At 74.1% G+C, this 17,935-nt stretch carries 16 protein-coding genes; 6 read left to right on the forward strand and 10 right to left on the reverse strand.

Annotation, left to right across the window (positions count from 1 at the left end):
* Positions 1-24: 24 nt before the first annotated feature.
* Positions 25-927, reverse strand: a complete 903-nt coding sequence (locus ACFYOH_RS12075) for a LysR substrate-binding domain-containing protein (protein WP_388624224.1) — start codon at positions 925-927, stop codon at positions 25-27.
* Positions 928-1,038: 111 nt separating this feature from the next.
* On the opposite strand from ACFYOH_RS12075, the gene ACFYOH_RS12080 reads away from it, so the two are divergent.
* Positions 1,039-2,571, forward strand: a complete 1,533-nt coding sequence (locus ACFYOH_RS12080; RefSeq protein ID WP_388624227.1) for an FAD-dependent oxidoreductase — start codon at positions 1,039-1,041, stop codon at positions 2,569-2,571.
* A 138-nt stretch (positions 2,572-2,709) separates the two neighbouring features.
* Positions 2,710-3,960, forward strand: coding sequence for a M14 family zinc carboxypeptidase (locus ACFYOH_RS12085; RefSeq protein WP_388624230.1), 1,251 nt, complete (start codon positions 2,710-2,712; stop codon positions 3,958-3,960).
* A gap of 35 nt (positions 3,961-3,995) precedes the next feature.
* Here ACFYOH_RS12085 and ACFYOH_RS12090 read toward each other — a convergent pair whose 3' ends face one another.
* Entirely contained in the window at positions 3,996-4,409 is a 414-nt protein-coding gene (locus ACFYOH_RS12090; RefSeq protein WP_388624233.1) for an SSI family serine proteinase inhibitor, read from the reverse strand.
* A gap of 110 nt (positions 4,410-4,519) precedes the next feature.
* Positions 4,520-5,071, reverse strand: coding sequence for an FHA domain-containing protein (locus tag ACFYOH_RS12095; RefSeq protein WP_388624236.1), 552 nt, complete (start codon positions 5,069-5,071; stop codon positions 4,520-4,522).
* A 191-nt stretch (positions 5,072-5,262) separates the two neighbouring features.
* Between ACFYOH_RS12095 and treZ the strand changes: the two genes are divergently transcribed.
* Positions 5,263-7,008: a malto-oligosyltrehalose trehalohydrolase gene (treZ, locus tag ACFYOH_RS12100; protein ID WP_388624239.1), complete on the forward strand. Its 1,746-nt coding sequence runs from the start codon at positions 5,263-5,265 to the stop codon at positions 7,006-7,008.
* A 79-nt stretch (positions 7,009-7,087) separates the two neighbouring features.
* Here treZ and ACFYOH_RS12105 read toward each other — a convergent pair whose 3' ends face one another.
* From ACFYOH_RS12105 to ACFYOH_RS12120, 4 genes are all read right to left on the reverse strand, one after another.
* Positions 7,088-8,023, reverse strand: coding sequence for a phosphotransferase family protein (locus ACFYOH_RS12105; RefSeq protein WP_388624242.1), 936 nt, complete (start codon positions 8,021-8,023; stop codon positions 7,088-7,090).
* Positions 8,024-8,088: 65 nt separating this feature from the next.
* Positions 8,089-9,216, reverse strand: a complete 1,128-nt coding sequence (locus ACFYOH_RS12110) for an aminopeptidase P family protein (RefSeq protein WP_388624245.1) — start codon at positions 9,214-9,216, stop codon at positions 8,089-8,091.
* Between the two features lie 254 nt (positions 9,217-9,470).
* Complete coding sequence (locus ACFYOH_RS12115; RefSeq protein WP_388624248.1) at positions 9,471-10,055, reverse strand: PDZ domain-containing protein; 585 nt, start codon at positions 10,053-10,055, stop codon at positions 9,471-9,473.
* Between the two features lie 160 nt (positions 10,056-10,215).
* Positions 10,216-11,082 (reverse strand): LysR family transcriptional regulator, encoded by an 867-nt coding sequence (locus ACFYOH_RS12120; RefSeq protein WP_388624251.1) that lies wholly within the window; start codon positions 11,080-11,082, stop codon positions 10,216-10,218.
* Between the two features lie 94 nt (positions 11,083-11,176).
* Here ACFYOH_RS12120 and ACFYOH_RS12125 point away from each other — a divergent pair, with 94 nt between their 5' ends.
* Positions 11,177-11,899 (forward strand): hypothetical protein, encoded by a 723-nt coding sequence (locus ACFYOH_RS12125; RefSeq protein WP_388624253.1) that lies wholly within the window; start codon positions 11,177-11,179, stop codon positions 11,897-11,899.
* Positions 11,900-12,018: 119 nt separating this feature from the next.
* Here ACFYOH_RS12125 and cyc2 read toward each other — a convergent pair whose 3' ends face one another.
* Both cyc2 and ACFYOH_RS12135 read right to left on the reverse strand, forming a co-directional pair.
* The gene (gene cyc2, locus ACFYOH_RS12130; protein ID WP_388624256.1) at positions 12,019-14,181 is read right to left on the reverse strand and encodes a germacradienol/geosmin synthase Cyc2; all 2,163 of its coding nucleotides are present in this window, start codon (positions 14,179-14,181) and stop codon (positions 12,019-12,021) included.
* A 52-nt stretch (positions 14,182-14,233) separates the two neighbouring features.
* Entirely contained in the window at positions 14,234-14,470 is a 237-nt protein-coding gene (locus ACFYOH_RS12135) for an LLM class flavin-dependent oxidoreductase (protein ID WP_388624259.1), read from the reverse strand.
* A 95-nt stretch (positions 14,471-14,565) separates the two neighbouring features.
* On the opposite strand from ACFYOH_RS12135, the gene ACFYOH_RS12140 reads away from it, so the two are divergent.
* Together ACFYOH_RS12140 and ACFYOH_RS12145 are read left to right on the forward strand one after the other, a co-directional pair.
* Entirely contained in the window at positions 14,566-15,474 is a 909-nt protein-coding gene (locus tag ACFYOH_RS12140) for an alpha/beta fold hydrolase (protein ID WP_388624262.1), read from the forward strand.
* Positions 15,471-16,733: a cytochrome P450 gene (locus ACFYOH_RS12145; protein WP_388624265.1), complete on the forward strand. Its 1,263-nt coding sequence runs from the start codon at positions 15,471-15,473 to the stop codon at positions 16,731-16,733. Before ACFYOH_RS12140 ends, ACFYOH_RS12145 begins: the two co-directional genes overlap by 4 nt.
* Here ACFYOH_RS12145 and ACFYOH_RS12150 read toward each other — a convergent pair.
* Positions 16,726-17,916 carry a damage-control phosphatase ARMT1 family protein gene (locus ACFYOH_RS12150; protein ID WP_388624268.1) on the reverse strand — a complete coding sequence of 397 codons (1,191 nt, stop codon included), beginning with the start codon at positions 17,914-17,916 and terminating at the stop codon, positions 16,726-16,728. The genes ACFYOH_RS12145 and ACFYOH_RS12150 overlap by 8 nt on opposite strands.
* Between the last annotated feature and the right edge of the window lie 19 nt (positions 17,917-17,935).

Genomic DNA, 17,935 nt, shown 5'->3' on the forward strand with positions numbered 1-17,935 from the left:
GGCAGGGCGGAACGCTGAGGAGCCTCAACGGACCGGAGGGGCTCCCGGGGCGGCCCAGGTGGCGCGCAGGAGGTCCGTGAAGGCCTCGGCGGCGCCGGTGGGCGGCACGCGCGCGTAGACGGTCAGGGGGCGCTTCCAGGCCGGGTCGGGGGTGAGGATCACACAGTCCTCGCCCACGGCCCCGCGCACGACGTCGGCGGACGCGGCGCACACGCCGACCCCGGCGGCGGCCATGCGTACGGCCGTCGAGGTGTGCTCGGTCCACACGGCGGTCCGCGGCCGGAACCCGGCCTTCCCGCACGCCCAGTCGAGGAAGCGCTCGCCGTGGACGACGGGTTCCAGCGCACAGCGGACCCAGGCGCGGTCGGCGAGCTCGGGCAGCGTCACCGTCGTACGACCCGCGAGCCGGTCGTCGAACGGGACCACCAGGACGAGCTCCTCCTCCCCGACCGGTACGACGGTGCCCGGCGGGTCGGCGGGCTCCGGGCCGAAGGCGAGGTCGGCGGTGCCGCGCAGGACGGCCTCCTCCAGCGCCTCGGCGGTGGCGTACTCGTGCAGCCGCAGCAGGACCCGGGGATGGTCCGTGCGCCAGCGGGCGAAGACATCGGGCAGGACGCCGACGGCGAGGGAGTGCAGGGTGGCGACGTGCAGTTCGCCGCCCTCGGCGCCGGCGGTGGCGCGGGCCGCGCGGCGGGCCTGCGCGGCGCTGCGGACGGCGAGTTCGGCGTGCGGCAGGAAGGCCCGCCCCATCGGGGTGAGGCGCACACCGCGGGCCATGCGCTCCAGCAGGGCGCCGCCGACCGACTTCTCCAGGGCCTTGATCTGGTGCGAGAGCGCGGGCTGGGTGACGTGCAGGGCGTCCGCCGCGCGGGTGAAGGACGCCTCCTGGACGACCGTCACGAAGTACTCCATCTGCCGCAGGCTCAACTCCGCGCCCTCCCCCGCTCCTCATAAGCATCCTGCATGGCTTCCACAAGAACATTGCCTTGGACTCATGGCAAAGGGCAAGCGGAGGGTGGGGGCATGAGCACACGGGGCATGAGCACACAGGTCACGAACACAGCGGACGTCATCGTCATCGGCGGCGGCACGGGCGGTTACAGCACCGCCCTGCGCGCCGCCGCGCTAGGTCTTGACGTGGTCCTCGTCGAACGCGACAAGGTCGGCGGAACCTGTCTGCACCGGGGCTGCATCCCGAGCAAGGCGATGCTGCACGCCGCCGAACTGGTCGACGGCATCGCCGAGGCACGCGAGCGGTGGGGCGTGAAGGCCACGCTGGACTCGGTCGACTGGGCGGCGCTGGTGGCCACGCGGGACGACATCGTGGCGCGCAACCACAAGGGGGTCGAGGCGCATCTGGCGCACGCGGGAGTGCGGGTGGTGCGGGGCAGCGCACGGCTGACGGGGGCGCGCACGGTGCACGTGGAGGGCGTGCGCGCGGATTCCGCGCTGGGGACGCAGAGCATGTACGCGCCGGGCGCGCACGCCTCTGCCACACGCCCGCTCACCGATCCCGCGCCTGGCGTACAGCCGCAATCCGCGCCGGGCGTTCACGACTTCGGGACGCGCCGGGGCATCGTGCTCGCGACCGGTTCGCGACCGCGCACGCTCCCGGGGCTCCAACCGGACGGGCGGCGGGCGGTGACCAGCGACGACGCGCTGTTCGCGCCGGGGCTGCCGGCGTCCGTGCTGGTGCTGGGCGGGGGCGCGATCGGTGTGGAGTACGCCTCCTTCCATCGGTCGATGGGCGCGGAGGTCACCCTGATCGAGGCCGCGGACCGGATCGTTCCGCTGGAGGACGCCGATGTGAGCCGGCATCTGACGCGCGGGCTGAAGAAGCGCGGGATCGATGTGCAGGCCGGCGCGCGGCTGCTGGACGCGGAGGTGCTGGAGAACGGCGTACGCGCGCGTGTGCGCACCGGGCGGGGCGAGACACGCGCGGTGGAGGCGGAGCGGCTGCTCGTGGCCGTCGGCCGGGCGCCGGTCACCGAGGGCCTGGACCTGGCCGCGGCCGGCCTCACGACGGACGAGCGGGGATTCGTCGTACCGGCGGACTGGAACCGGCTGGAGACGGCCGTGCCGGGGATCCATGTCGTCGGGGACCTGCTGCCGCCGCCCTCCCTGGGCCTCGCCCACGCCTCGTTCGCGGAGGGCATGCTGGTCGCCGAGACCCTGGCGGGCCTGCCGTCGGCCGCGGTGGACTACGCGGCCGTGCCCCGGGTGACGTACTCCTCGCCGCAGACCGCCTCGGTGGGGCTGAGCGAGACGGAGGCACGCGCGCGTGGGCGTGCGGTCGAGGTGAACACGATGCCGCTGACGGCGGTGGCCAAGGGCATGGTGCACGGCCAGGGCGGCATGGTGAAGGTCGTCGCCGAGGCCGGCGGGCCGGTGCTCGGCGTGCACCTGGTCGGCCCGAACGTGTCGGAGATGATCGCCGAGAGCCAGCTGGTCGTCGGCTGGGACGCCGAGCCCGCGGACGTGGCCCGGCATGTGCACGCGCATCCGACGCTGTCGGAGGCGGTGGGCGAGGTGTTCCTGACGCTCGCGGGACGCGGCCTGCATCAGCAGTGAACGCACGGCACGCACCGCACCCGCCGCGCCCCCGGGATCCCGCCCGGGCGCCCCCGGGAGCCTCCCCCGCCGAATACTTGACAGTTCACCCTTCTCGTGCGGGACTTGGAGGGCGAAGCCGGGCGGAACAAGTCGGGGGTGAGTCTTCTGCCGGAGCTGCGCTACCCCAGCGTTCCCGAACTGATCGCCTCCGCGAAGGCGTTGGCCGCTCAGGAACCTGGGCTGTGCTCGCTCAGGCGGGTGGGCGTCTCGCGCGCGGGAAGACCCCTGCACCTGCTGTCGGTGGGGCACGCCCGGCAGGCGGTGCTGGTGGTCGCCGGCGCCCACGCCAACGAGCCGACCGGGGGCTCCACCCTGCGGGTGCTGGCCGAACGCGTACTGGCCGAGCGGGATTTGCGGACGAACACGTCCTGGCACTTCCTGCTGTGTGCGGATCCGGACGGCGCGAGCCTGCACGTGACGCCGGCGCCGCGCAGCCTGCTCGACTACCACCTCGGCTTCTACCGGCCGACGGGCGCCGAGCAGCCGGAGTGGTCGCCGTCCGTGCTGCCCCCGGACCGGCTGCCGCCCGAGACCCGGACGCTGACCGGGGTGATCGACGAGCTGCGGCCCTACCTCCAGGTGACCCTGCACGGCACGGACCTGGGCGGCAGCTGGGTGCAGCTGACCAGGGACGTGCCGGGGCTCGCGGAGCCGTTCGCCAAGTCCGCGGCGCAGCTGCACATCCCGGTGGAGACGGGCGCCTCGGACGCCGCCGGCTGGCCGGCCTCCGGCCCCGGGGTGCATGTCATGCCCGGCCCGGAGGCGGGCGTGGCCTATCCGAGCATGCCGGACGACGCCCGGCACAGCACCTGGTACCACGCGCACCGCTACGGCGGTCTGACGGCCGTGGTGGAGGTGCCGATGTGGGCGAGCGACCTGGTGGACGATCCGGCGCCGCACCCGGCTCCGGCGGCGGCGATGCGGCGCCTGGCGCAGCGGCTGCTGCGGGACTCGCTGGAGGTGGAGCGGATCCTCGCCGATGCGCTGCCCCGCCTCGACGGCGCGGACGGCCCGCTGCTGCGGGCGTCGCGCTGGGCGCTGGAGCTGATCCCGGGTCTGGCCGAGGACTGGACCCACACCCCGCCGGCCGCCACGACGATGGCGTACGTCGGCAGTGTGGACGCCTTCGGGCGGCGGCTGCCGCTGCGCGCGGCGGCGATGCTGCTGCGGGTGCTGCGGGAGACGGACGACCTGGCGGCGCCGCGGCTGGAGCAGCTCGTCGCCGACTGGTGCGACGCCTTCGCGGCCCGTTTCCGGGCCCGCTGGGTGCCGTTGGAGCACCAGGTGGAGCACCAGTCCCGGACGGTGCTGGTGGCGGCGCAGCAGGCCCGGGAGCGGGCGGTGTGAGCCGGCTGGGCCCCCACCGCCCACCTGATCGGCGGTCAGCCGTCCAGGGCGAACACCGCGCCGGTCCGCGCCTTCATGACGCACGTGTTGGCGTACGTCTGCCGGAAGTGGACCGGCCGGCCGTTCCAGCGGCCGCTCGCGTGGGCGGTCACCGGGGCGTAGATCATCGGGCAGAAGACTCTCTTGGGCGGGACGCGGCCGATGTCTCCGTCGGCGGCGGCGAGTTCGGCGCAGGCCTCGGCCGCGTGCCGTTGACCCAGGGGCGGGTCGCACAGCAGCAGGGTGCCCCGGGCGCCGCCCGAACTCGCCTCACCCTTGGTGACGGTGAGGTGGAGCCAGTTGCCGGGGACGAGATCGCGGGACGCCGCGTGGGCCGGGCCCGCGGCGAGGAGCCCGGCGGCCGCCAGCAGGACGCCGGCCGCCGCTGTCGCTCTGGTGAAGTACGTCATGCCCCCTTGCATCGGCACGCCGGCGCGCGTTCCCCAGCCCGGCTCACCCGATCGGGACCCCACGCGCCCGTGCCGGGAGCATCCGTTCGAACGGGACCGGCCGGCGCCGCTCAGCTCGCGGCGAGCCGGAACGCCATCCTGCCGAAGGCGACCTGGTCGCCCTCGCTGACGACGACCGCGCCGATCACCCGGCGGCCGTTGACGGTGGTGCCGTTGGTGGAGCCGAGGTCCCTCAGGACCCACACGCCGCCCTGCCGGGTGAGCTCGGCGTGCACGCGGGAGACGGTGTCGTGGTTCAGGCGCAGCCCGTTGGCCGGGTCGCGGCCGATGCGCAGCGGATGGGTGCGCGCCGGGTGCGGCAGCAGCAGCTTGGGCAACCGCTCGGCCTGCCAGGCCCGGCGCAGCCGTACGGTGAACCCGGAGACGGCCTCGACGGTGCCGAGGACCGCGCGGGAGAAGCGGTTCTCCCGGGGCAGGTCGGCGACGAGGGCGGCCAGTTCGTCGGCGCGGCGGGCGGCCAGCGCCAGCTCCATGCGGCGCACGAACGTGTCGTGGGAGAGCCGGCCCATGGCGACGCCGTCACGCAGCACCTGCAGCGCCTTGTCGCGCTCCGCGTCGGACAGCCGCGCGGGGTACGTGGAGAACTCGAAGGACGACGTCACGCAGGTGATTGTCGGGCAGTGAACCCCGGGTGTCCAGAAAACGGGGAATCGACGCCGATCTGCGGGTACTTCCGCGACACCCACCGGGAAAGGACGGATTCGAAGGCGGATTGATCGTCCCGGCGGGCACGATGGGAGCTCGGGACATCACGGTGAGCAGGCGAGACATCACAGACGAAGGGGAACCGTCCGTGCAGTTCGAGGTGTGGGCACCGCAGGCAGACCGAGTGACGCTCCATTGCGAGGGCGGCACGCGCGCGTTGGCGCGCGATACCGAGCGAGCGAGCTGGTGGACGGGGGAGGCGGAGGCCGGGGACGGCGCCCGGTACGGCTTCGCGCTGGACGACGGCCCCGTCCGGCCCGACCCGCGCTCACGCCGCCAGCCGGACGGACCCGACGGGCTGAGCGCGGTCGTGGACCACGGGCGCCACGCGTGGCGCACCGAGTGGGCGGGGCGGGGCCTGCCGGGTGCCGTGCTGTACGAGATGCACGTGGGCACGTACACCGCGGAGGGCACCCTGGACGCGGCGGCGGCCCGGCTGGAGCACCTGGTGGAACTGGGCGTCACTCACGTGCAGTTGCTGCCGGTGTGTCCGTTCCCCGGCCGGCACGGCTGGGGCTACGAGGGGGTGTCGCCGTGGGCGGTGCACGAGCCGTACGGCGGCCCGGAGGCGCTGAAACGATTCGTGGACCGGGCGCACGAACTCGGTCTGGGTGTCGTGCTGGACGTCGTGCACAACCACTTGGGGCCGTCCGGCAACTATCTGCCGCTCTTCGGGCCGTACTTCACCGACGCCCACCACACGCCGTGGGGCTCGGCGGTGAACCTGGACGGGCCCGGCTCGGACGAGGTGCGCGCGTTCTTCGTCGGCAGCGCGCTGGCGTGGCTGCGGGACTACCGGATCGACGGGCTGCGGCTGGACGCGGTGCACGCGCTGTACGACACGCGCGCGTGCCACTTCCTGGAGGAGCTGTCGACGGCCGTGGACGCTCTGGCCGAGGAGCTCGGCCGGCCGCTGTTCCTGATCGCCGAGTCGGACCTGAACGACCCGCGGGTCATCACCCCGCGCGCGGAGCACGGCCTCGGGCTGCACGCCCAGTGGAACGACGACTTCCACCACGCGCTGCACACCGCGCTGACCGGTGAGTCGCAGGGCTACTACGCGGACTTCGCGCAAGGACCGTTCGCCGCGCTGGCCAAGACACTCACCGGTGGCTACTTCCACGACGGCACGTACTCCACCTTCCGCGGCCGGCACCACGGCCGGCCGCTGGACCGCGCGCGGGTGGCCGGGCACCGGCTGCTCGGCTACAGCCAGACCCACGACCAGGTCGGCAACCGCGCCCAGGGCGACCGGCTGTCCGCCCGTCTCTCCCCCGGTCTGCTGGCCTGCGCGGCGACGCTGACGCTGACCTCGCCGTTCACGCCGATGCTGTTCATGGGCGAGGAGTGGGCGGCGGGCACGCCGTGGCAGTTCTTCACCGACCACACCGATCCGGAGCTGGCCGAGGCGGTACGGCGGGGCCGGCGGCGGGAGTTCGCGGCGCACGGCTGGGCCGAGGAGGACGTACCGGACCCGCAGGACCCGGCGACCCGCGAGCGGTCCTGCCTGGACTGGTCGGAACCGGAACGCGAGCCCCACGCGCGCGTGCTCGCCTGGTACCGCCGGCTGATCGCCCTGCGGCACGAGCAGCCGGACCTCACCGACCCGGACCTGGCCGACACGAAGGTGGCGTACGACGAGGACGCCCGCTGGCTGGCCTTCCGGCGCGGTGACGTACGGGTGGTGGTGAACCTGGGCAAGGCCCCGGCGGCGATCCCGCTGGGCACCCGCCCCGCGGTGGTCCTGGCGGCCTGGGAGCCGGTGGAGCTTCCGGGCCCGGACGGGGTGCTCCAGGTGCCCGGGGAGTCGTGCGTGGTGCTGGCGCAGCCCTGAGCGGGTCTGCGCCAGGTCTGCGACTCCCGCCGCGCGGGCGCCCCCGTTGTGCGCCCCGCGGCGGGCCGGAGCCGGTGCGCTACGGCTCCGGGCCGTCCTCCTTGAAGTCCGACAACCGCTCCAGGAGGATCGGCTCCCACGCGCGCCGCAGCTGCGTCCGCAGCAGCGCCGGGGAACCGCCCGCGCGGCCTTCCAGGTGGCCGGCGAGGTGGATGACGGCGTCGCAGCGGGCGAGCCACAGGCCGCGCAGGCAGGGGCGGGTGCCGTAGCCGGCGAGGGTGGCGGCGCGGACGGCGGCCGGGGAGCCGACGGCGAGGGCCAGGCCGGCGATGTCCTCGGCGGGGTCGCCCAGGGCCGCCCGTGTCCAGTCCAGGATGCCGCGCACCCGCCCGTCGGCGCTGACCACCACGTGCTCGCCGGTCAGACCGTGGTGGGTGAGGACGGCGGTGCCGGGCTGCGCGGCGAGCTGGGCCGCGCCGGGCGGGGTCAGCTGGCGCATCCGGGCGGCGTCGAACTCGTCGGCGACGGCGAGCCGTTCGGCCGCGTGCACGGCCATGCGGCGCAGCGCCTCCAGGGAGCGCGGGGCGGTGCGCGGCACGCCGAGCGCCTCGGCCTGCCGCGCGGGCACCGCGCGCAGCCCGGTGAGCAGCCCGGCGAGGTCGGCCTCGCCGACGGCGGAGACGTCGTGCTCGTCGGCAGTGCCGCCGGGCACCTTGGTGTCCAGGGTGTAGGCGAGGCCGGGCGCCCAGTCGCCGTGCGCGACGCTGGTGGGGACGGCGACGGGCAGGTGCGGCCGGAGCAGGTCGCGCAGGCGCAGTTCCCGGCGGCGCCCTACCGAGGCCTCGCGGTCGGGGGCGAGGCGCAGCACATGGCGGGTGCCGACCCACCAGGTGTACGCACGACCCTCCGTCACGGGCCGCACATCGGGGCCCGCGGTGTCGTCGCCGCCCTCCTTGAGCAGCGAACGGACCAGTCTGCGGACGGTGTCCGCGGTGGGTGTCGGTGCCTGGGTCATGGGTCGCGCGTCGCCGTTCCTGAATGTCCGTCGCGGGTGTGTCTGCGGGGTCGCTCAGTGCTCTCTCAGTCCACTATGACCAGGTCGCGCGTGGTGTTGTTGAGGCGGCGGCCGCCGTCCTCCGTCACCGTGACGATGTCCTCGATGCGCACCCCGAAGCGGCCGGGCAGGTAGATGCCGGGCTCGACGGAGAAGCACATCCCGGGCACGAGGGGCTGTTCCTCGCCCTCGATCATGTACGGCGGCTCGTGCGTGGTGACGCCGATGCCGTGCCCGGTGCGGTGGATGAAGTACTCGCCGTATCCGGCGTCGGTGATCACCGCGCGGGCGGCGCGGTCGACGTCCTGGCACGCCGCCCCGGGCCGTACGGCCTGGTAGCCCGCCTCCTGGGCCTCGCGCACGATGTCGTGCACCCGGCGCTGCTCCTCGGTGGGCTCGCCCACATGGACCGTACGGGTGGTGTCGGAGCCGTAGCCGTCCTTCAGGCCGCCGAAGTCCAGGACGACCATGTCGCCGCGCCGGATGACGCGGTCGCCGACCTCGTGGTGCGGGTTGGCACCGTTGGGGCCGGAGCCGACGATGGTGAAGTCGACCTGCTCGTGGCCGAAGCGGCGCAGCAGGCCGGCGAGATCGTGGCCGACGTCGGACTCGCGGCGGCCGGCCAAGGGAACTTTGCGGATCTCCTCGAACGTTGCATCGGCAGCCGCTCCGGCGGCGGCGAGGAGTTCCAGTTCCGCGGCGTCCTTGACGGCGCGCAGCATGGGGAGGGCGTCGGTGAGAGAGGCGTAGGAGGTGTCCGGCAGGGCCCGCTGAAGGCCCAGCAGGTGCATGGCCCAGGTGTTGTCGCTGATGCCGAACCGGCCGTGGCCGTCGAGGAGGGCGGCGGTGACGGCGTAGGGGTCCTTGCCGTCGGTCCAGTCGCGCAGGGTGAGCGCGGACGCGCCGGTCGCGTGCTCGGCGTCGGGGGCCTCCAGGGTCGGCACCACGAGCACGGGGTCCCGGCCGGGGGTGAGGACCAGCACGGTGAGCCGTTCGGTGACGGCGGTGGGCGTGTAGCCGGTGAGCCAGACCATGTCGGGCCCCGGTGCCACGAGCAGCCCCGCGAGGCCGGCGTCAGCCGCGGAGCGCGCGGCACGCTCCATGCGGGCCCTGTAGTCGGCGGCGGTGAAGAGCGCGGGCGTACTACCGGTCATCCGGGCCTCCGGGCGGGTGGGGATACGGGCGACGGCGTCTCGGGCAGCATCCTGCCCGGCCGGACAGGGTCACGCGAGCCGATCGCCGGTGCTCCCCGCAGGGCGCGGTCGGCTCGGAAGGGACTCGGCATGGGGCCATCATGGCGCGCGGGGCGCACGGTGACCAGCGCGTTTCCCGGGGTGACCGAGAGGTCGTGGGCCGGTGGCCGCGCCGGCCCGCCGAAGTGTCTTGAGACGGGCCCGCGCCGGCCCGCTCAGGTCGCCATGCCCGGTACGACCGTCAACTGCTGGCAGACCCCGCCGCTGTGACGCACGGTGAGGAGCACCTGCTTCCCGGGGCGGGCCTGGGCGACGGCCCGGGCGAGGTCGGCGGCGGTGTCCACGCGCGCGGAGCCGAACCGCAGCAGCACGTCCCCGCGGACCAGGCCGGCCGCGTAGCCGGGGCCCGGCACATGCACGCCCACGACCAGCGCGCCCGCCTTCTCGGCGTCGACGACCTCCACGCCCAGGGTCGCCCCGGTCGCGGCGGCAGGGGCGGGGCTCGGGGTGGCGCCGGGGGCGGCGGGGACGGTGGACATGCCCCTGGCCGGGGGTGCGCTCGGCGGGGCCTGGCGTTGCAGCTCGGCGAGCCTGCTCATGCCGATCACCGTGGCGCCGACGGTGCCCATGCCGACGCCGGACAGCACCAGCAGGGTGCCGGTGCACAGGACGAACAGCAGGGTCCGCAGCCGCCGTCCGCGCCGTGGCACGGCGTGCGGGCGGTGGGGCGGGCCGGTGGTGCCGCCCTCCCGTGGGTCCTGACCGGGCATCGGCTTGGGACGCAACGCAGTCTGTTCCATGGTTCGCTCGCCTCCGGCTGGTGCTCTACCCGGGGCGCCGGGCCGCGACGTGACACGAACGAGTGAGAATGGCCGGAGCGTGGCGGAGGGTAGCCATGGCCTGAGGAGGCGGCCGCCGGGGGAGCGCCCGGACCACCACGCCCTCCGCGTGAGGGGGTGATCACACCGCTCCCACCAGCCTCCGCACCACCTCCTGCGCCGCTGCCCCGGGACTCCCGCCGTGGACGAGTTCCGTGCGGTGGACGACCCGGGGCGCGGTGAGCGGGACGGCGACCGCGTCGGGTACGGCGGTGACGGCCGACCGGGGCAGCAGGACGAGGCCGTGTCCCGCGGCCGCGAGGGCGGTGAGGGCGCGCAGATCGGTGCCCTCGTAGCGCAGGGCGGAGCGGAACGCGCGGCCGCCGGTCGCGGCGCGCAGCTGGTCGAGCGGGAGGGCGGCGTCCGGCGCGTCGAGCCAGCGGGCGTCGGCGAGGTCGTCGAGGCGCAGGCCGGCCCGCGCGGCGAGGGGGTGGCGGGCGGGCAGCAGGACGCTCAGGGGTTCCTCGGCGAGGCCGTGCGTGGTCAGCGGCGCCACGTCCGGCAGGCGTAGCGGGTCGCTGGGTGCGGCGAGCCCGTCGACGAGGCCGAGATCGGCGGTGCCGATGGCGACGGCGGCCGGGATCTCCTCGCGGGTGAGGACACGCAGGGTGACGCCGGCCGGCGGGAGGGCGGCGAGGACACCGGCACCGAGCGCGGTCGGGGTGGTGACGAGGGTCAGGCCCCGCTGGGGTGCGGCGGCCATGCGGAGGATGTCGGCGCGGGCCGCGTCCAGCCGCAGCAGCAGCGGGGCCGCGTGCTCCAGCAGCCGCTCGCCGGCCGCGGTGGGCGCGACCGGCCGCCGGGTCAGCAGGGATGCGCCCAGGTCCTGTTCGAGCGCGGCGATGTGCTGAGAGACCGCGGACTGGGTGTAGCCCAGCTCGCGGGCGGCCTCCGAGAAGGAGGCGAGGCGGGCCACGGTGACGTAGGTGCGCAGCAGATGCGGGTCCATACGGCCCAGGATCCCATCACCATCAGCTGCGCTTATCGACAGTGCAGGAATCATCGTTGGACGTGAACTGACGCCGGCCCGGAGGATGGCGGCCATGACGAACAACGCAACCGTCGCCCTGGTCGGCGACCGCTCGCCGCATGTCCTGTCGCACACGCGCGTGCCGCTTCTGCTGGAGGCCCTGGCCGAACGCGACCGGCTGGTCCTGGACGCGTACTGGATCTCCTCCGACGACGCCGCGGCCGAGGACGCGGTCCGCGGCTTCGACGCCGTGTGGGTGCTGCCGGGCAGCCCGTACCGCAGCGAGGCCGGTGTCCTCGCGGCCGTGCGCACGGCGCGCGAGGAGGGCATTCCGTTCCTGGGCACGTGCGGCGGCTTCCAGCACACGCTGCTGGAGTTCGCCCGCGATGTGTGCGGACTGACCGAGGTGGCGCACGCCGAGAACGACCCGGACGCCGCCGACCCGCTCATCGAGCCGCTGGCCTGCTCGCTGGTCGGCCATGAGGCGGCGGTGACGATCGAGCCGGGCTCGCTGGCGGAGTCCGTGATCGGCTCGCGGCGCACGGTCGAGCGGTACTTCTGCGCCTACGGCCCCTCCCGCCACCTCGACACGCTCCGCGCCCACGGACTGCGGTTCTCCGGGCACGACGAGGACGGTCAGGTGCGGGTCGTCGAACTGCCCGGCCACCCCTTCTTCCTGGCGTCCCTGTTCCAGCCGGAGCTGTCCGGCGACGGCTCGCGCCCGCACCCGATGATCCGGGCCCTGGCGCGAGCCGCGGTCGGCCACGCGGTGTCCGGGCTCGCCCGGCCGGCGTGACCCGCTCCACGAGAAGGTCCGCCGAGGCCGAACTGCGCGGGGCGGCCCGCACGGTGCTGGACAGGGCCGCCGGGGAGCCGGCCGAGCGGCTCGGCGAGTCCGGCTGACGAGTGGCTCGGTCAGCCGACGAGCTGGACGGGCGGCGCCGGGGCCCGGTCGGGCAGGAAGCCGTGTGCGCGGCGCCCCAGCCACTCGGCCCTGTAGCGGTCCACGTTCCGGTGCCAGTTCAGGATGCCGGCCATCCAGTTCTGCAGGTCGAGGACATAGCCCTCCATGGCGGCCCGGCCCGCCTCCGAGAGCTGGAAGTCGTCGTGGAGCGCGGGCAGTTCGTGCTCCACGACGTGCTCGAACTGCTGCATGCGCTGGGTCGTCAGATCGTGTACGACCCGGAGGGCGGTCGGGTAGTCGACGCCGAAGAAGTTCTGCACCACCAGGACGGAGTTGTGGATCTCGCCCTCGAACTCGATCTCCTTCTGGTACGAGAAGATGTCGTTGACCAGACAGGCGTAGTCGATGGCGGCGTTCTCCAGGGAGCGGACCGGGCCGCTGCGGTACACCTCCGGCGGGACGGCGGGGCCGTGACCCATGCGGCACAGGCTCAGGGTGAGGTCGGAGCCGAAGGTGGCGCGCCGCATCTCCAGGTAGTCGACCGGGTCGGGGATGCGGTTCTGCAGCTGGTTGGACAGCTCCCACACCCAGCTCTCGGTCATCGTGTCCACGGTGGCCTTCAGGGTGCGCCGCTGGTCGGCGGTCATGCCGGCCGTCGTCCGCGCCCACAGGTCGGTCAGCCCCCGCTCCATCGCGTCGGCCGGGACCAGGGCCGGCTCGCCCTCGACGGGCATGCACCGCGACAGCCGGGCCGTGGTCAGCCGGGCGGCGGCGAGGTTCCGGCGGTGGCCGTGGACCAGCGGGTAGTAGTCGTCACCGTAGGTTCCCCAGGCGAGCCACTGGGCGCTGAGATCGAGCGCCTCGGGCGTGGCGTCCGGGTCCAGGCCGGCGGAGCACAGTGCGAGGTCGTAGGCGGCGAGCTTGTCCTCGTCCCAGACGCCCTCCTCCAGGATGCCCATGCGGTGCGACCAGTCCACGAGGTTGCGGCGCGCGGCGTCGAGGTGGGGGCTCAGTCCGAGCCGGTAGGGCATGTGGAACTCGGGCAGTACGGACGGGCCGACCTTCTGGTACGGCAGGTGGGTGTAGGCGCGCAGGCGTTCCTGCGCGGCAGCGGCGAGGAGTGCGCCGACGTCGGCGGCCGAGACGCCGGGGCCGCTCGGCAGCTGCCAGGGCGAGCCGGGCCGCGCCCCCTTGTTCATGTAGCGGCTGGAGCGCATGTGCCATTCGTGGCCGCCGGACTGCCAGTCCTGCAGTCCCTTGGTGTACGCGGCGACCGCGGCGACCTGGTCCGGGGTGAGCCCCTTCTCCAGCGCCACGGCGGGGACTTCGGTGAGCGCGGTGTGCTCGAACTGGTGCAGGCGTGAGGTGAGGATGTCGTTGACGGTCTCGGCGGCCTCCTGGGTCGTACAGCCGAAGAAGGTCTCCAGCACCAGCACGCCGTTGCTGTTCTCGCCCTCGTCCTCGACCTCTCGCTGGTAGGAGAACAGGTCGTTGCGCAGGTGGACGGCGTCGGAGAACGTCTCCATGAGGACCCGCAGCGGCCGGGTGCCGGCGACGGCGGCGGGCACCTCGGCGGTCGCGTACTCCACGAGCCCGGCCGACCAGGGGGCGCCGCCCACCTTGCGGCGCATCTCGATGTACTCGACGGGGTTGGCGATCCGCCCCTCGTTGATGTTCGACAGCTCCCACATCGACTCGTTGAGCAGATGCTCGGTGGCCACGGAGAAGCGGCGGCGCCAGTCCACGGACATCGACGGCACCGTGCGCGCCCACAGGTCCTTCAGCCCCGCCTCGACGGGATTCTCCGGTTCCGGCACGGGGGTCGCCGGGTCGAGCGGCATGAACAGCGGCAGGCGGTCCAGGTGGGCCTTGCCGGCGGCGCGGTCGGGGGTGCGCTTGTACATGTCGAGGAAGTGGTCGTCGAAGAAGAACACCCACACGTACCAGTCGGTGATCAGCGAGAGAGCGGGGCCGTCGCAGTCGGGGTGGGTGTAGGCGCACAGGAGTCCGTAGTCGTGCGCCTCCAGGTCGGCCTGCTCCCAGATCCCGGAGCCTTCCAGCATGCCCGTCTCGCGCGCCCACTCGGTCGAGTGGGCGCGGGCCTCGTCGAGGTGCGGGTTGAGCCGCGCGGGATACGGCATGTAGAAGTGCGGGAGTTGGAACGGCTGTGTCATGGCCGGGGCCCTACCCGCGGTCTCCGACGCCCATCCGCCGTGCGGGACATGATCACACCATCGCGTGAACCGCCCCTGAATCGGGGAACTCCCGCCGCCTGCCGCGGGCGGGGCGGCAGAAGTTCCGCGGCGCTTCGGAGCCGGCCGTTGGGAGGGCCGGTCGAGGGGCGGTCTGGTGGGCGAGGAGGACCGGGTCGTGCAGCGCCGCCGCCAGGACGCTGGTGACCAGCCGGATCCTCCGGGTCGCGCCGGCCATCGCGGAGAGCAGGACCAGCGGGGCCGGGGTCACCTCGACGTCTCCGGCCCGGGGCAACACCGCCGCCCCCGCCCCTGTGCCACCTCCGGGCCCTTGCCGTGCCCCCGCGCGCGGGCCACGGTAGGCGCATGACCTCCTTTGTGCTGCCCCATGAGGTGCACGGCGACGGCGCCCACAAGGTGTTCGCCGTGCACGGCTGGTTCGCCGACCGGTCCGCCTACACCGCCGTCCTGCCGGATCTCGACCGCACTGCCTTCAGTTACGCGCTGGTCGACCTGCGCGGCTACGGCGAGGCCCGGGACGCGGCGGGCGCGTACACGACGACCGAGGCGGCCGGGGACCTGGTGGAGCTGGCCGACCGGCTGGGCTGGGACCGGTTCTCGGTGATCGGGCACTCCATGGGCGGCGCGGTGGCACAGCGCCTTGCGGCCACGGTCCCGGACCGGCTGCGCCGGATGGTGGGCGTCTCCCCGGTGCCGGCCTCGGGGGTGCCGCTGGCCGACGGGCAGGGCGCGCTGTTCACGGACGCCGCGTACAAGCCGGAGAACCGGCGCGCGATCCTCGACCTCACCACCGGGGGCCGGCGTCCCGCCGCCTGGCTGGACCGGATGGTCGCCCGCTCGCTGGAGCGCAGCGACGCGAAGGCGTTCCGGGCCTGGCTGGACTCGTGGGCGGGCGAGGACTTCCACGCCGACGTGGCGGGCAGCGAGGTTCCCGCGCTCGCCGTGGCCGGGGAGCTGGATCCGGCCCTGTCGCCGGAGGTGATGCGGCAGACCTGGATGTCCTGGTATCCGCGTGCCGAGCTCGTGGCACTGCCGTTCGCCGGGCACTACGCCATGGACGAGGCCCCGCTGGACCTCATCCGCGTGGTCGAGGACTTCCTGCGCGCGGACGCCGAAAGCCCGACGGACGCCGAAAGCCCGACGGACGCCGAAGGCCCGGCGGACGCCGAAAGCCCGACGGACGCCGAAGGCCCGGCGCCCGCCGTGGACCCGGCGGCCGCCGTGCCCCACGTCGACGCGAGTGAGCCGGCGTGAGCGTGCGTGGGACCCGGCCGGTGCCCGACGTGTTCGACCCGCGCCGGTACGCCGTCGGTGTGCCGCACGACGACTACCGGCTGCTGCGCGACCGCCATCCGGTCGTCTGGCAGGAGGAGCCGGAGGTGCTGGGCTGGCCGGCCGGGCCGGGCTTCTGGGCGGTGACCCGGCACGCGGACGTCGTCCGGGTGCTGAAGGACGCCACGACGTACTCCTCGCATCTCGGTGCGACCCAGATCCGCGACCCGGATCCGGAGGATCTGCCGTTCATCCGGCGCATGATGCTCAATCAGGATCCGCCGCAGCACCGGCGGTTGCGGCGGCTGGTGAGCCGGGCCTTCACCCCGGGCCGGGTCGACCGGTTCGCGGCCGTCGCCCGGGAGCGGGCGCGCACCCTGCTCGACGGGGCGCTCGGGCAGGCGCGGGAAGGGGACGGCACGGTCGATCTGGTGGCCACCGTCACCGACGAGTACGCCCTGCTCAACCTGGCGGATCTGCTGGGCGTGCCGGAGAGCGACCGGCGTTTGCTGCTGCACTGGACGCAGCGGGTCATCGGTTACCAGGACCCGGACGAGGCCGGTCCGGCGGTGCTGGACGAGGCGGGCAAGCCGGTCAATCCCCGGTCCCCGGCGATGCTGAAGGACATGTTCGCCTACGCCGGACAGCTGGCCGCACACAAACGACGGCATCCCGCCGACGACATCATGACCACGCTCGCCCAGGATCCCGAACTCGCTGACGGGGAACTGGAGATGTTCTTCTTCCTGCTCACCGTCGCGGGCAACGACACCGTGCGCAGCGCGGCCCCCGGCGGGCTGCTGGCACTGGCGGAACACCCGGAGGCGTACGCGGCATTGCGCGCGGGCAAGATCGAAGTCGCCACCGCCGTGGAGGAGTTGCTGCGCTGGCATCCGCCCGTGCTGACCTTCCGCCGGACCGCCGCACGGGACACGGAACTGGCGGGTCGGCGGATCCGGGCCGGGGACAAGGTCGTGGTCTTCCACGCCTCGGCCAACCGGGACGAGCGGGTCTTCACCGATCCGGCCCGGCTCGACCTCGCCCGCTCCCCCAACCCGCACGTGTCCTTCGGTGACGGCCCGCATGTCTGCCTGGGCGCCCACTTCGCTGGGCTGCAACTGCGGCTGCTCCACGAGGAGGTGCTGCGTGTGCTTCCCGAGCCGCGGCTCGCCGCACCGGCCGGGCGTCTCGTCTCGAACTTCATCAACGGCATCAAGTCACTGCCTGTGCAGGTCACTTGAGGTCCACGCCCGACACCTGGATCAGCGCGTGCGTGCCGCTGGTGCGCCAGCGCCCGTCCTCGGCGGCCACCAGCGCGGCCTCGGTCGTCGGGGACAGGCCGGTGATCACGTCCGACTTCAGGGTGCGCAGTGCGGCGACCGGGCTGGGGAAGTAGGCGGTCGTCTCCTGGAAGGGCGTGGTCGGCGGCCAGAGCCGGTCGCCCACCAGACGCCGGTAGTTGAGGTCGCCCTTGAAGACGGTCAGGGTGGCCGCGGCGAACTCGGCGCGCAGGTCGTCCGGCATCTCCGCATACGGCAGCGGGGCGCAGGAGAACGGGTGTGCGCGCACGGTGAGGCGGCCGTCGGCCATGGCCGACCAGAGCACGCGCGCGTACTCGGCGGCCGCGCCGGACGCGGCCCGCAGCCGGTGCAGCGCGTCGACGACGTCGGCAGTGGTGGCGTCGGAGACGTAGTACGGATACGGCTTGACATGCAGCACCGCCCGCGCGGCCCGGCCCTCGGCGAGAAGGTGGCCGAGCAGCAGCAGGTCCGGGACGAGTTCGCGGCCCGCGTTGTCCGCGACCAGGACGAGCGTGGCCGCGTTGCCGGGCGGCAGCAGCGACCACAGGGCCGCGCTGTCGTCGGCGACCAGCGCGGGGGCCGGGTCCCGGGCCTCGGCGCCCTCGGCGGAGAGCCGGAAGCCGAGGTCGGCGCGGTTGCCCCACAGCGAGCCGTGCAGCAGGGCACGCGCCCGCTCCTCCTCCGGCAGGCCGGGCAGGGCGTCCAGCGCGGCCAGTTCCCCGTCCGTCTCCGGCGCGTCGAGTTCGGCGCGCTTGAACGGGCGGAAGGGGTCGATGCCCTGCCAGGCGCCGGGGCCGAACCAGCCGACGGCGTCCAGCAGCCGGCGGTAGAAGTAGCTCTCGGACCACAGCCACGGCACGTCGTACCAGGAGAGCCCGGCGCAGCCGGCCAGGCCCCAGTCCTGCCACCGGTCCCGGTCCGGGGCGTCGGTGGGCAGCGGCTGGACCGTGCCCTCGGTGCAGCTCTTCAGCAGCTCGTCCAGCGCCCGGTGCTGCCCGGGGCCGTACGGGAAGGCGTCCCGTACCCGGCTGATGATCGCGGGGTGCCGCTCGGCCAGCACGCTGTGCGGGAACGAGCCGGGTTCGTTTCCGAGGATCACGGGTGCGAACGGGGTGGAGGGCATGTCCGTCACCGTATCGCGT

Origin of the sequence: Streptomyces sp. NPDC007856 (assembly GCF_042868225.1) — a bacterium.
Classification (GTDB): Bacteria; Actinomycetota; Actinomycetes; order Streptomycetales; family Streptomycetaceae; genus Streptomyces.